Annotated in this window: 10 protein-coding genes and 1 pseudogene; 1 reads left to right on the forward strand and 10 read right to left on the reverse strand. The window is 61.2% G+C overall.

What is annotated here, in order from left to right; genetic code table 11:
- Positions 1 to 67: 67 nt before the first annotated feature.
- The 5 genes from LGM42_RS27835 to LGM42_RS27855 form a co-directional block, all read right to left on the reverse strand.
- A complete protein-coding gene (locus LGM42_RS27835; RefSeq protein ID WP_226233887.1) occupies positions 68 to 433 on the reverse strand; it encodes a hypothetical protein in 366 nt (121 codons plus the stop codon).
- 657 nt (positions 434 to 1,090) lie between these two features.
- Positions 1,091 to 1,243: a hypothetical protein gene (locus LGM42_RS27840; protein WP_226233889.1), complete on the reverse strand. Its 153-nt coding sequence runs from the start codon at positions 1,241 to 1,243 to the stop codon at positions 1,091 to 1,093.
- A 2-nt stretch (positions 1,244 to 1,245) separates the two neighbouring features.
- Positions 1,246 to 1,836, reverse strand: a complete 591-nt coding sequence (locus tag LGM42_RS27845; protein ID WP_226233891.1) for a hypothetical protein — start codon at positions 1,834 to 1,836, stop codon at positions 1,246 to 1,248.
- 11 nt (positions 1,837 to 1,847) lie between these two features.
- The gene (locus LGM42_RS27850) at positions 1,848 to 4,112 is read right to left on the reverse strand and encodes a M23 family metallopeptidase (RefSeq protein WP_226233893.1); all 2,265 of its coding nucleotides are present in this window, start codon (positions 4,110 to 4,112) and stop codon (positions 1,848 to 1,850) included.
- Between the two features lie 5 nt (positions 4,113 to 4,117).
- Positions 4,118 to 6,469 (reverse strand): type VI secretion system Vgr family protein, encoded by a 2,352-nt coding sequence (locus LGM42_RS27855; RefSeq protein WP_226233894.1) that lies wholly within the window; start codon positions 6,467 to 6,469, stop codon positions 4,118 to 4,120.
- A 388-nt stretch (positions 6,470 to 6,857) separates the two neighbouring features.
- On the opposite strand from LGM42_RS27855, the pseudogene LGM42_RS33285 reads away from it, so the two are divergent.
- Positions 6,858 to 7,187 (forward strand): annotated as a pseudogene (locus LGM42_RS33285) (galactosyl transferase GMA12/MNN10 domain protein); the annotation flags it as partial.
- Positions 7,188 to 7,287: 100 nt separating this feature from the next.
- On the opposite strand, the gene LGM42_RS27865 reads toward LGM42_RS33285, so the two are convergent.
- The 5 genes from LGM42_RS27865 to LGM42_RS27885 all read right to left on the reverse strand — a co-directional run bounded on the left by LGM42_RS27865 (position 7,288) and on the right by LGM42_RS27885 (position 14,423).
- A complete protein-coding gene (locus LGM42_RS27865) occupies positions 7,288 to 9,402 on the reverse strand; it encodes a phosphocholine-specific phospholipase C (protein WP_226233896.1) in 2,115 nt (704 codons plus the stop codon).
- A 42-nt stretch (positions 9,403 to 9,444) separates the two neighbouring features.
- Entirely contained in the window at positions 9,445 to 9,648 is a 204-nt protein-coding gene (locus tag LGM42_RS27870) for a hypothetical protein (protein WP_011694854.1), read from the reverse strand.
- A 326-nt stretch (positions 9,649 to 9,974) separates the two neighbouring features.
- On the reverse strand, positions 9,975 to 11,975 hold the full coding sequence (locus LGM42_RS27875; RefSeq protein ID WP_226233898.1) for an acetyl/propionyl/methylcrotonyl-CoA carboxylase subunit alpha: 2,001 nt from the start codon (positions 11,973 to 11,975) through the stop codon (positions 9,975 to 9,977).
- A gap of 36 nt (positions 11,976 to 12,011) precedes the next feature.
- Positions 12,012 to 12,797 (reverse strand): enoyl-CoA hydratase/isomerase family protein, encoded by a 786-nt coding sequence (locus tag LGM42_RS27880; RefSeq protein WP_124658443.1) that lies wholly within the window; start codon positions 12,795 to 12,797, stop codon positions 12,012 to 12,014.
- An 18-nt stretch (positions 12,798 to 12,815) separates the two neighbouring features.
- Positions 12,816 to 14,423, reverse strand: coding sequence for a carboxyl transferase domain-containing protein (locus tag LGM42_RS27885; RefSeq protein ID WP_226233899.1), 1,608 nt, complete (start codon positions 14,421 to 14,423; stop codon positions 12,816 to 12,818).
- Positions 14,424 to 14,451: the final 28 nt, after the last annotated feature.

Below are 14,451 nucleotides of genomic sequence, written 5' to 3' on the forward strand. Positions count from 1 at the left end.
TCTAAGTTGAAACATGTTCAATATCCGCTCAAAAAAACTTGCACTCACTTTCGACTCGCACGAGATGTCAAAAAAATCGAAATGATGAGAATAGATAATTGAAAGCGCGCGCCCTCTCCCTACCGACCTTCAACGTCCGATCTCCGTAGTACAAACGAAAAACAGTCGAACGTGCACCATTACCAGTAATGAAAACCCATTGTTGCTTTTGATATTCAACAATGGCTCCCGTCGGTTTTATTGCCGAGTAGCTTATGATATAGAGGTCACCACCTGACAACTGAACATGTTCCTTCGAGACCGCCCTAAATAGGCCGTTTTGAGCCGCTCCGTCTACCGACTCAACTTGCGCCAGACGATCCCCCACCGGAATCGCCTCGACAGTCAGGGCAAAATCTGTCAAAGCGCGCCAGTCGTCGGGCATGTGCGGCATAGGCCCAGTTCGTTTAAGCCGAAGCTTCCCCGTATATAGAAACGGTATGTAGCACTCATCTTTCCCTAATGCGATGGTGTGCCCAACGTCAACATACTCGAGACCATTGGGAATCGCAAACGACAAATGACAATCATCCCTCAATACCCTCTCCGGTTCCTTGCCACTCGCCGAACACACAAAGACCATAAAGCACAAAATACTCAACCCCCGCAAAATGAATCGCCTCACGATTCCTCACATTACCGGCTTGTAGCCTGCATTTGGCACCACCTCCCAACCACCCACCTACCTACCCAAGCAAATTAATTTTTCTCACATTTTTTGTATTTCAAATCCTGGAACATACATCACATCAAACGAATGTGTCCCCTCTTTCTCGACATCCATCACCTCAACTCCAAATCGAATATTAATAACGATAAATTTTCGATCGCCACCAAATTCGGCATCATATACTCCGCCCCCCCATAAATCCCTCCCCTACAGCACGAACACCCCTCCCAATCAAATATATAGAAGGGTATGAAACTTGAGGAAATCGACGATCCATCGCAAACGGAAGCCCAAATATAATCAACACGTAATCGTCGAGACTAAATACTCCGCCATCGATAGAGTGATCGATTTTCATCGCCCCAACGTGCCTCCCACCCCTCAAAACAGCCATTTCTTGGGGCCGCTGATTTTCGCCACATAACTTTTCCATCGCAAGACGTTGCTATTCCGGCCTTCGCACCACCATGGAAAATAACCAAAACCAAGTGAAGTGCAATTTTTCTCACAAGCCGCCTCGAAATTCGCATCCATGGTTATTTATCGATTTTTATGGATTTAATGATCTCATTAATCACCCTCACCTTACCCATTGCCTTTTCACTAAGCCTCCCGCCCGGAGCGGGTGACTTCTCAATGATGGCAGAGACGAAAATTACCGGAGGTGTATTGGATTTTTTAGATGAAATCAATGCTGCTTCGTAACAAATCGCGGGACGCTTTTCTACAGTGTCAGAAATATCGCAGAGCGTGTTGTCAGCCTCATAAACGATAAAATCTCCAATTTCTTCCTTTCTTGTTTCATAGAAACCACCGTAGCTCCCCTCTACATATACAAGAGCATCATCAGGCAATGAGGAAATTCGATTTTTACCTTCCGAAGGAAGTTCTCCGTATTTAATGAATCCATTGTCTTGGAAAATTTTGTCGGACGTTTTGTCGTATAGACATATGGTAGCTATCGTTTCCAGTCGATTAACATCTACACATACGGAACCGGAACCATCCGGATTGGCTCGCTTGTTTTCGTATGCAGGCAAATGAATTTTTGTTTCGTTATCGAATGTAAAATTTTTCGCATATAAAGGCGACGCGAATCCAAGCAAGCCAGTTGCGATGAGAGACATGACGAAATTTCTCATACCAGATCCATTAATATTCTTGAAATGCGTTGAGTGTGATTGATACGATCTTCCAGCCCGTTTGGCTTGCTCGTCTTTTTGTTTATCCCGTTGATAGCGCGAGACACGACGAAAATCGATTGAGCAGAGACGTCCATCTCCCGGATCGATGAATTAATCGTAATGAACTTATTGCTTGCGGCACCTGCCGTCCAATACCACCCGCCTGCATCAATACAGTTAAATGGATCGATGCTAATTTGTTGGGGAGCGGCAATAATTGGCCGGATGCGTGTTTTGTCTACCAACCATTTTATGTCGAAGGACGATGAATCTAGCCAGCCGCGGTACACCCAGTAGCTGGCATAGTTCACTCGCCCGGTAAGTTGCTTCATACCCCGTCCACGGAATTTGATCCCATCACCAGCGTCGATATTTCCAAGATCAGCTCGCCCTTCAAGATAGTCGAAATAGCGATCATCTTTATTTTTGTAAAAATCACTTGCTTCAGGTTGCAGACTCGCCGAAAAATTGGTGCTGGACGCCTCCATCATGCGAGCCAGCATGAACGACTCCACTGCCCCTTGACCAAGAAAATGCGTCATCCTCGTTGGCGTATTTACCAAATACTTTCGCATTCCCTGATTGAGCGGTACCCGATACTGTTCTCTCTTAGCGTATGGGCGCGGTGTTTCTCGACGGTTGTAGAGCTTATCTGGGTAGATACATGACAGTTCGTATGACGATAGCCAATTACACCGCCTAAAATGCCGAATAAACGCAAGCGGATGAAAAAACCACAGCTTCTGCCCTGCCGGAAGCCCCGTCTTGTTCCAAAACTGAACTTCCTTCAGATACTTCATGAAATCGTTGTAGCCCTTGTCGTTACCATGGTAGTAGCCACCTTCGTCGAGCAATCTCGCATAGCGTTCTTCGTTGTTTGTACTATCCCATTCACTCGGCGCATTGCAGACAAGTCCGCACAACTGCTGCCGTACCCGCGCGTTATCTTTTACATAGGCCGAGAGCGCCCTCGTCTTATGAGCTTCCGGCGTTTCCCCTTCCACCATTGGTACTTCGTGCGGGGCAGCATCGTTCAGTACTTTCTTCAGCGCGTCCACATCGCACAGCCCGTCGCTGTCGAACGGCGTATTGCCCTCACTGATTTTCTGCCAGCCCATATAGGACATGAAATCCGCGTCGGAGAACTTTTGGATATTCGAGTTATTGACATCGATGTAGCCCGCCTTGTCTGTCGCCCAGTTGACCTGCATCCATGTCACGCATGCATCGGCAGCCAACTTTTTGTCCGTAGACAGGATGCGGCCAAACCGAAGCAGCTCGTAACCGTCGCTCGGACATGACGAATAAAGCGCCGTGGCACGCTTGTACAGATCGTATTCGTAGTCCTTTTCCTCGACGGGCTGCGGCGTAAGCAGCGTGCGGGTGCCGTCTGGCGCAATACTCCACACGTTGGTGTATTTCGAGCCGAGGCTGAAGTACGTCTCGACAAGCAACGGCAAGGTATTCGAGCCGTCGTGACCCGGCTTGAACTCGATGCCATGTAATTTGTTGCGGGCATCGACCTTCGCTGGCAGACGGCGAAACTCGCTGCCGGCCGGAATGACGAAATACGCATGCCCCCACCAGTCCGTCTCGGCAGGAGCGGGAGGAGTGGGCGTGCTGTTACCCAGTTGCGTGCGCCCAAAATAGGTGTCGAAGTCCTCAGGCAACATGAAAATCTCAAAGTGCAGATGGGGCATCCCCTCATACTTCCCGCGCCATCCCAATATGTCCTTGCGTTTGACTCTCAGACTGACTTTCGGATCTTCTTTCCCGGATTTCGCCGGCGTCACCTGCCCCTTGCTCACCGGCCCAGTCGGCATGCGCAGGAACTCGGGCATCTTTTTGGCGTTCGCGCTGTGCTGTCCGTATTCCGCCAGCGGCATCAGATGCATGTAGAGCGAATAGAAAGTCAGCGTGCGGCCTTCACCGGTTTCGGTCGTATGCTTGAGCAGCACAAAGCCCGTATGGCTCTTACCGTCGTCAACCGCATGCTGACAGACCCGGTAGGCAACGACTTCGCCGTCTGCAATCGCGTACACCTCGCCCTTGGTATCGGGCTGAAGATGCACGCCGCAATGCCAGCGTCGGTCAAAGGCGATCGGATAAATGCCATGAGCACATTCGAACTTGTCTACCGCATCCATCATCGGATCGGGGTTCGTCCCGGTTGGGGCCGCGAGACCTGCGTCGGGCAAAAACGGCGGGCTGATAATCATGATCGTTACCGTGTGTGGCTGTATTTGGCGCCGGGCTGGTAGTCGCTCACCGGCAGTTGCGGCAGATTGACGGACGTATTGCCGGGCCCCTCGAACGTGAATGAAGCCGCTCTGATGCGGAATTCGCCAGGGCAGTTGAAAACAACGCTGCCGTTCTCGATGGTCATTGACGCGCCACCGCTGGCCACCATCGCCCTTGTCTTGGCACTCACGAGCACGTTCGCGCCGGCGCTCGACACATGCAATTGCCGGTCGGAAAAGAGATCCATGGGCGCGCCTTGTGCCTGCAACTCGATTTTCCCTTTCGAGAAGATCTTGATGCCAAGCTTGTGCGCGCACAGCGAAATCAGGTCCCCCGCCACCATGCGCAGCCGCCTGAGGATGCTCACGTCCATATCCCGGCCTGCGGTGACGATCACGTTCTCGCCTGCCGAGTGCTGCGTCGATTTCGCTGTCACGAACGCCATGCCGCCAGGTGCGCTCGCAAGCAGCCCCGCGTCGCGAAGCTGATTCAGGCCATCGAGCAGCGCCGCCTGCGCCGCACGGTCAGCAGGGTCGGCCTTGGCCTGCGTCGTCGCTGCCGCAAGGTCCGTTACGCGCTGCAATGCTGCCTTCAGCTGCGCAATCGCGGCAGGCATATCGAGATGCGGCGTCTCGGAGCCGGCTGCCGCGTCCGCCGACAAAAACAACCCCTTCGGCGCGCGCACCGCGCCCCAGTGCTGCGTGGTCAGTTCGAAGCCCTCGCCGCGCTTGTGCTTCTCCGTGTCGACCAGATAGCCCATGTTGAGCGACGACTTCCCGAACACCGTCGCCAACCGAACGCCCTCGTGATTTTTCAGGTCTTCGAAGCGCAGCTTGTTGCCAAGCAACGGTGAACGGAACACCGCACGGCTATACCAGCCCTCCTTGCCATGCACCAGATCCCGCCGGGCGTAGTCATGAACCGCCCCGGCAATCAGCAACCGATCGCAATTGCCTTGCGTCGGGACAATGCGCACCTCCGTTCTTGGCAATAAGGGGATGTGCAAGCCACCCTGATACGACGCGGACGCGCGCAGCAGCCGCAACGGCATGCTGTTCGTGCCGCGCTTGCCGCTGTGCCGGGTGAACAGGAGCCTGACGCGATAGCGGCCATATTCGTCCATCCATGCGTACGGTTCGTCATCGCCGGACTCGACCACACCGATCAGCATCCCGGTGATCCATCGCCAATGCCTTTCAGGAACGTATTCGGGCCGATAGGTCTGATGTGCCGGGATTGCTTCGAAGGTATTGATCACCGACTGGCTGCGGCTACCGGTCGTAACGAGCTTCGTGATCACGATCCCGTGCGGCGCCTCGGGCACTACGTCATTGGTTATCCGCACCACCATGCCGGGCGTCATACCGATCACGTTACTCGTGCCCGCGAGCCGCATCTGCCGCGTGCGCAGTTCGTCACGCCGCGCATCGGCCAGCGCCTGCCCCTCTTCGATCGAATGGAAATGCTCGATGCCGCGGTTCACGCTCCCATAGACCGATCGATCGTCGTCGGCCACGACCGATTCGACCTGCAACGGATCGTCGGGGATGCGATAGTTGTGGTCCCATTCGCGTACCGTCTGCGGCACCAGCGCGCGCGTGGCTTCCAACGTCAGAATCGCCTCGTGCCAACTCGTCAGGCCGGAGTGCGGCAGCAACGGCACTTCGAGCGCCCGCACATAGCCTCGCGCCGTATTGCCGAACACCAACGTGTCGCGTTTGGGGCCGTCCTCTTTCTTCGCCTGTTTGAAGTAGTAGTAGACGCCCGCGCGGCGGCAATGCCGATCGATAAAGTTCGCGACCGTCTCTTCGTACATCACGGTTTGTTCGAACTTCCCGTCAAGCCCTTCCAGCTCGAACTCGACGTCGAAGGACTGGAACAGACTGCGATCGACGATCACGTCGGTGAGCAACTCGCGCAAGGATCGGTCGAGAAACACGGCCGAGTCGTGCACCGATTCGAGCAGCGCGAACCGCGGCTTCAAATGAAGCTGATAAGTTGCCTCGTCACGCGTGGTCTTGATTCGCGTCCACTGCGTGACGACGCCGTGCACCGTGCGAGCGGTATGACGCACGGGGTCGATCAATCCCGGCAGGGACGGCACCGATGCATGCTCGTCGATCGTGAAGATCGCCGGCCGCCCGACGGTGGCCGCGCCGTCGATATGCTTGTCTGGAGACGTGACCGTGATGTCGGCCAGAAACGGCGTGTTCATCGCCTCGGTGAGCGTGAATTCGAACACGGAGAGCGCGGAAGCAAGCGTCGCGATCTCGAGATGAAGAGACTGGGTAACGATCGCGCTCGGGTGTTGGAGCACGTCCTGAATGGTTCGCATGGCCACCGTTGCATGACGGGTTACATACATCGGCACGCCCCATTCGCTACAACCTCAGGGATACGATGCCGTCGAATTTTCCCGAGTTAAGCAAATTTTCATAATGAAATCCATGAGACAAATACGAAATTTGAAAATCAAATCAACGACAAGAAAATTAGGTTTGCGAATCGTTAAAATCTCGCAATTTTCCGTCAAGAATACAATATCGGAATATTCCGAGAGATATCCATGCGATGATTTTTATTTCAATGGAATTACTGGAAAATTAACGAGCACCGAAAGTTGGTGGCTGGCACCTGCTGCAAAGCAACACGTCCAACATCACGCAGCACCGGTTCGTACAATCCGTCGCCCCTAATCGCTCTGCCGGTATGTCGTCGAGCGGCTGCTCGAAGGATCTGACTGGCTGCTCGCGCAAGATATCGGCCGGCGGGCGTTCAACTCGGGCGTGATCGCGTTCCGGCGCACCGAACGTAACGATGCGATGCCGCGCGACATGATGACCACGATCGCCGCACGGCAGGACAGGTCGAGCGTCTATGCCAGCGATGGCAACCCGCTGCATTTCATGCGTACGATGGAGCGCGACGGGCAGTTGCACGGCGAAGGCGTGGCCGATCTCGTCAGCCTCGACACGCCCTGGCTGTTTCGCCGTGCGGACCGCTACATCGAGCATGACCAACGGATGTGGCCCGCCACGCGCGCGGACGATGGCGCACGACGGCGAACCGCCGCACTGAAGCCGCCGCTTCGGAATCGGAAACGCAAACTCCCGCGCCGGGTGGATTCAACCAGCCGGCGCGCGTCGGTTACCGTCAGATCGCCGCAATCGTCGGTGCCACGGCGGCCGGGTCGGTGATGCTCGGCTTACCGGTCTCGACGTGCCCCGCGATGCGGCGCACCCAGCCGGCATTGCCCGCCACCGCGAACTGCAGGTCGTACCAGTGGCTGCTGCACGACAGGTCCCAGTGCGCTTCGACGCGCTGCCCGGCCGGAACCGTCAGCGTGCGCGCCGCGCCGCCGTACGCGACATCGGTCGCCGTGACCGTGAGCGGGCTGGCGCCCGCATTGGCGATCGTCACGTAAAGGTCGCCGTTCGCGGTGTCATAGCACGGCGTGATTTCAGGCTTGGCGGCGGCATCCGCGGCAGCCGAACCCGCGAAACGCCGGAAATAGCCGTTCGGCCCCCACACGCTCACCAGGTAGTTGCCGTTCGCATCGAGCGCCCACGTATCGGTCAGTTGCTTGCCCGCTTCGACCGTATAGCGGCGCGGCATCGCGGACAGGTCGCCCGTGTAGACCCAGAAGTGCGCGCCCTGCGTGCCGGTATTCGCGAACGTCAGCGCGTAGCCTTGCGGCTGCAACTGGCCGGTGACATGCAATTCGTACGGCAGCGCGCGTGCCGGCCGCGTGCCCGGTTCCTGCGCGGTCACGACCTGCTGCGCGGTGCTGGCCGGCGCGGTCTGCGACGACGCGCGCGAGCATTGCAGATCCGCCTGCGCGACATACGCCTGCGTGTTCGGCAGGGTCGGCACCGTCGCATCGGATTTCGAGAAGTCGAGCGCCGACGTCAGGTCGCCGCAGATCGCGCGGCGCCACGGCGAGATGTTCGTTTCCATCACGCCGAAGCGCTTCTCGATGAATTGCAGCACCGACGTGTGATCGAACACCTGCGAGCAGACGAAGCCGCCCTTCGACCACGGCGACACGACGAACATCGGCACGCGCGGGCCGAGGCCGTACGGCAGGTTGTCGGCCGTATAGGTGCCGGCTTGCGTGGCGGTCACGACGTCGTGCCGCTCGAGCGACACGTCCACCGTGCTCATGCCCGAGCCCGGCAGCGTCGGCGCCGACGGCGGCACGACATGATCGAAGAAGCCGTCGTTCTCGTCGTACATGACGAGCAGGACCGTCTTGCTCCACACGTCCGGGTTGGACGTCAGCGCATCGAGGATCGTCGACAGATAGTACGCGCCGTACAGCGGCGTGAACTTCGGATGCTCGGAATACGCGGCGGGCGGCAGCAGCCACGACACCTGCGGCAGCGCATTCGCCTGCACGTCGGCCTTCAGTTGCGTGATCGGACGCGTGCTCATCCCGCGCGCCTGCAGCGACGAACCGGCCGGCGCGTTCACGAAGTTGCTGAAGCACGCGAGCATGTTCGTGCCGTAGTTGCCGGTGAAATTGTCGAACCCGGTGCCCTGCTGGTAGATCTGCCACGAGATGCCGGCTTTTTCGAGCCGTTCCGGGTAGGTCGTCCAGTTGAAGGGCGGCAGCTGCACCTTGTCGAACGGGTTGTCGATGTAGTCGGTGTTGTCGAGCAGCGGGCCGCCACCCGTGCCGAGCGGATCGACCATGCCCGTCATCAGGTACATGCGGTTCGGGTGCGTGTTGCCGGGAATCGAGCAGAAGTAGTTGTCGCACACCGTGAACGCATCCGCGAGCGCGTAATGGAACGGGATGTCGTCGCGAACGTGATAGCCCATCGTCATGTTCGACTTTTGCACGGCCCACTGGTCCGCGCGGCCGTTGTCGATCGCACCGTGCGTCGTCGCCCACGTATGCGGCAGGCCGCCGATACATTGCGCGTTGACGCCCGGGTTGGTCGTGTCGTAGCGAAACGGCGCGATCACGCTCGACTTGTCTTCCTGACGCGGCTGGAACCACACCGGCTTGCCGTTCGGCAGCGTGACCGGGAAGCGGTCGTTGTAGCCGCGCACGCCGCTCAGGTGACCGAGGTAGTGGTCGAACGAACGGTTCTCCTGCATGAACACGACGATGTGCTGCACATCCTGGATCGTGCCCGTCACGGTGTTCGGCTCGATCGCCAGCGCCTTGCGGATCGATTCCGGCAGCAGTGCGGTGGCGGCGGTCGCGCCGGCGAGGCCGGCCGAGAACTTCAGAAAGTCGCGTCGTGAATGAGTGGCCATGCTGATTGCTCTTGATGGGATTTCTGGTGGAAACGGCCGGTATCAGGAAGCAGGCGACGAAGCAGGCGCGGTGAAACCCGGCGGGCACCGCATCTGCGCGGTGGCGACCACGGCGCCGCCGCACGCGGCCTTCTGCTGCGCGACGGGCGCGGCGGGTGCGGTCAGGTCGTCGTTGCAGGCGCCGAGGACGGCGGTCAGCGCGATCAGACCGACGACCGCGAAAGGCCGTAGGGCCGACGTTCGCATAACGGTTCTCCGTGGGGATGATGACGTGACGCGGCGCGAACCCGCGCCGGTCATATCGACGCCGAGATGCTATGTTCGACTTGTTACACGATGGTGTCGAGTGGCGGGAAGATCGAGGTGCGCGCAGCGGACGGCACCCAATGGTGTGGGAGGAGCAGCGAAGGTCGTAAGGCGTTCGAAAGACTGGCGCGAATCACGCGTCCTGCTTCATGTGTCGGCGCTATCGAAGCCGCGCAGTCCAGACGACGGGCGTACGGCGAACCGCAACGCATTTTTTGCGGGCCGGCCGCGACGGCAACCGGCCCGCGCACAAGGGCAAGGCCGGTTCAGCCTTCCGTCATCATCAGCAACTGCGCGCCGTCGGCGACCTGGTCGCCGACGCCGTACAGCACTTCCGCGATGACGCCTGCGCTCGGCGCGCCGATTGTGTGTTCCATCTTCATCGCTTCCATCACGATCAGCGGCGTGCCGGCTTCGACCTTCTGGCCCGGCTCGACCAGCACCGCGATCACCTTGCCGGGCATCGGCGCGGTCAGGCGGCCGCCGCCGTGCTCCGCGTCGCCCGCATGCGCGAGCAGGTTGCGCCATTCGAACGTCTCGGCCGCGCCCTGCGTGAACACGTGGAACGTGTCGCCGTCCGCATACACGCGGCCGCTGCTGCGCACGCCGCCGAGCGTCACGTCGAAATCGAGCGGCGTGGCGCCGCGCGTCCACGCGAACGGTTGCGCGGCCGCGTCGCCGATCGCGATGCACGTGCCGGCGCCGTCGTCCTCGCAGGTCACCGTCACGTCCGCTTCCCGATCGATCGCATGCCATTCGAGCGTGCGGCGATAGCCGCCGTTCAGCCGCCAGTTCGACAGCGCGCGCCATGGCGACGCACCCTCGTGCGCGGCCGCATCGCGTTCGCGTGCGAGCAACGCCGCGCAAGCCAGCGCGAGCGCCGCACGCGGCGGTTGTTGCGGTGCGAACAGCGCATCGTGGTTGCGCTCGATCAGGCCCGTGTCGAGATCGGCCGTCGCGAACGGCGCGCACGCGACGATCCGCCGCAGGAACGCGGCGTTCGTATGCAGGCCGACCACTTCGCACGCACGCAGCGCACGCAGCATCAGGCCCAGCGCTTCCGTGCGGTCCGCGCCGTGCACGATCAGCTTCGCGATCATCGGATCGTAGAACGGCGTGATCGCATCGCCTTCGCGCACGCCGCTGTCGACGCGCACCGCAGCGCCGATGGCGAACTCGACGCCGGCCGGCAACCGCAGATGCTTCAGCGTGCCCGTCGACGGCAGGAAGCCGCGCGCGGGATTCTCCGCGTACAGGCGCGCCTCGAGCGCATGGCCGTTCACGCGCAGTTCTTCCTGCTTCAACGGCAGCGGCTCGCCCGCCGCGACGCGCAGTTGCCATTCGACGAGGTCGAGCCCCGTGACCATCTCGGTCACCGGATGCTCGACCTGCAGGCGCGTATTCATTTCCATGAAGTAGAACGATTCGCCCGTCATGATGAATTCGACGGTACCGGCGCCGACATAGCCGACCGCGCGCGCGGCCGCGACGGCCGCTTCGCCCATCGCCTGGCGCACGTCCGGATGCAGGCCCGGCGCCGGCGCCTCCTCGAGCACCTTCTGGTGGCGGCGCTGCACCGAGCAATCGCGGTCGAACAGGTACACGGTATTGCCGAGCGTGTCGCCGAACACCTGCACCTCGACGTGGCGCGGGCGCGTCAGGTATTTCTCGATCAGCACGCGGTCGTTGCCGAAGCTGCTCGCGGCCTCGCGCTGGCAAGACGCGAGCGCCGCCGGGAAATCGTCGGAGCGCTCGACCACGCGCATCCCCTTGCCGCCGCCGCCCGCGCTCGCCTTCAGCAGCACCGGATAGCCGATCGCGTCGGCTTCGCGATGCAGGCTGGCCGCGTCCTGGTCGTCGCCGTGATAGCCGGGCACGAGCGGCACGGCGGCCGCGTGCATCAGTGCCTTCGCGGCGGCCTTCGACCCCATCGCCGCGATCGCGTCGACCGGCGGCCCGATGAACACGATGCCGGCCGCTTCGCATGCGTGCGCGAAATCTTCGTTCTCCGACAGAAAGCCGTAGCCGGGGTGAATCGCCTGCGCGCCGGTCGCGCGCGCGGCTTCGATGATGCGCTCGATGCGCAGGTAGCTGTCTGCCGCGGCCGAGCCGCCGATATGCACGGCCTCGTCGCACGCGGCCACGTGTTTCGCGTTCGCATCCGCGTCGGAATAGACGGCGACGCTCGCGATCCCGAGACGTTTGCACGTCGCGGCGACGCGGCACGCGATTTCGCCGCGGTTGGCGATCAGAATCTTGTCGAACATGGCTTCGATGTCGTCCGGAAGGTTGGGGTCACGCGATCATTCACGCCACGACGGCGCACGCTTGTCGAGGAAGGACGCGATCCCTTCGCGCGCTTCCGCGCCGGCGCGGGTCTTCGCGATCCAGTCGGCGGTCTGCTCGATCAGCGTCGCGTCGAGCGGCCGGCCGGCCACGTCGGCGACGAGCCGCTTGCACGCCTTCACCGCGTCGGGGCCGTTCGCGACGAGCGTCGCGGCCAGCTTCGCGACCGTCTCGTCGAGCGCGTCGGCCGGCACCGCGTCGTGAATGAAGCCGAGCGACGCCGCGCGCGCGCTGTCGAACACTTCGGCCGTCGTGAAGTAGCGGCGCGCCGCGCGCTCGCCCATCGCACGCACGACGTACGGCGCGATCGTCGCCGGAATCAGCCCGAGCCGCGCTTCCGACAGGCAGAACTTCACGCCGTCGGCGGCGATCGCGATGTCGGCCGCCGCGACGAGGCCCACGCCGCCCGCATACGCGTCGCCGTGCACGCGCGCGATCACCGGCTTGCCGCAGCGATAAATCGCTTCGAGCATCCGCGCGAGCTTGCGCGCATCGGCACGGTTCTCGTCGTCCGAGTAACCGGCCATCTTCTTCATCCAGTTCAGGTCCGCGCCCGCGCAGAATGCGGCGCCTTCCGCGGCGAGCACGATCGCGCGCACGCCTTCGTGCGCATCGAGCCATTCGAACGCGGTAGTCAGCTCGGCGATCGTCGTCTCGTTGAACGCGTTGCGCACGTCGGGACGCGCGAGCGTGACGGTCGCCACGCGGCCGGCCTCGCTTACCTTGATCGTTTCGTATCGCATCGGTCTGCCTCCCGGGCGTTACATGCGGAACACGCCGAAGCGCGTGTCGTCGATCGGCGCGTTCATCGACGCGGCGAGGCCGAGCCCGAGCACGTCGCGCGTCTGCGCGGGATCGATCACGCCGTCGTCCCACAGCCGTGCACTCGCGTAGTACGGATGCCCCTGGCGCTCGTACTGGTCGCGGATCGGCTGCTTGAATGCTTCCTCTTCTTCCGGCGACCATGCGCCGCCCTTCGCCTCGATGCCGTCGCGGCGCACGGTCGCGAGCACCGACGCCGCCTGTTCGCCGCCCATCACCGAGATGCGCGCGTTCGGCCACATCCACAGGAAACGCGGGCCGAACGCGCGGCCGCACATCCCGTAGTTGCCGGCGCCGAACGAGCCGCCGATGATCACCGTGAATTTCGGCACCTTCGCGTTCGACACGGCCGTCACCATCTTCGCGCCATGCCGCGCGATGCCTTCGTTCTCGTACTTGCGGCCGACCATGAAGCCCGTGATGTTCTGCAGGAACACGAGGGGGATCTCGCGCTGGCAGCACAGCTCGATGAAATGCGCGCCCTTCACGGCCGATTCGGAGAACAGGATGCCGTTGTTCGCGACGATTCCGACCGGGTGGCCCCAGATGTGCGCGAAGCCGGTGACGAGCGTCGTGCCGTAGCGCGCCTTGAATTCGTCGAATTCCGAATCGTCGACGATGCGCGCGATCACCTCGCGCACGTCGAACGGCTTGCGCGTATCGGCCGGGATCACGCCGTACAGGCTCTTCGCGTCGTAGCGCGGCGGCTTCGGCTCGCGAAGCTGAACCGGCGACGCGATCTTCGGCGCGAGGTGACCGACGATGGTGCGTGCGATCGACAGCGCATGCGCGTCGTTCTGCGCGAGATGGTCGGCCACGCCCGACAGGCGCGTATGCACGTCGCCGCCGCCGAGATCCTCGGCGCTCACTTCCTCGCCGGTCGCGGCTTTCACGAGCGGCGGCCCGCCGAGAAAGATCGTGCCCTGGTCCTTCACGATGATCGACTCGTCGCTCATCGCCGGCACGTAGGCGCCGCCGGCCGTGCACGAGCCCATCACGACGGCGATCTGCGCGATCCCCGCGGCCGACATCGTCGCCTGGTTGTAGAAGATGCGGCCGAAGTGGTCGCGATCGGGAAACACGTCGTCCTGGTTCGGCAGGTTCGCGCCGCCCGAATCGACGAGGTACACGCACGGCAGCCGGTTTTCCGCGGCGATCTCCTGCGCGCGCACGTGCTTCTTCACGGTGATCGGATAGTAGGTGCCGCCCTTGACCGTCGCGTCGTTGCACACGATCACGCATTCGCGGCCGGCGATGCGGCCAATCCCGGTGATGACGCCCGCGCCCGGCGCGTCGTCGTTGTACATGCCGCTCGCCGCGAGCTGCGAGAACTCGAGGAACGGCGCGCCCGGATCGAGCAGTTGCGCGATGCGATCGCGCGGCAGCAGCTTGCCGCGCGACAGGTGCTTGTCGCGCGCGGCCTGGCCGCCGCCCTGCGCGAGCTGTTCGATCTTCGCGCGCAGGTCGGCGACGAGCGCCTCGAGCGCCGCGGCATTCGCGCGGAAGTCTTCCGAACGCGGGTTCAGTTTCGATTCGATGATCGGCATCGACGGGGCTCCGTTCGCGTGACGTGGG

Source organism: Burkholderia sp. AU39826, from assembly GCF_020419965.1.
Taxonomy (GTDB): Bacteria; Pseudomonadota; Gammaproteobacteria; order Burkholderiales; family Burkholderiaceae; genus Burkholderia; species Burkholderia semiarida.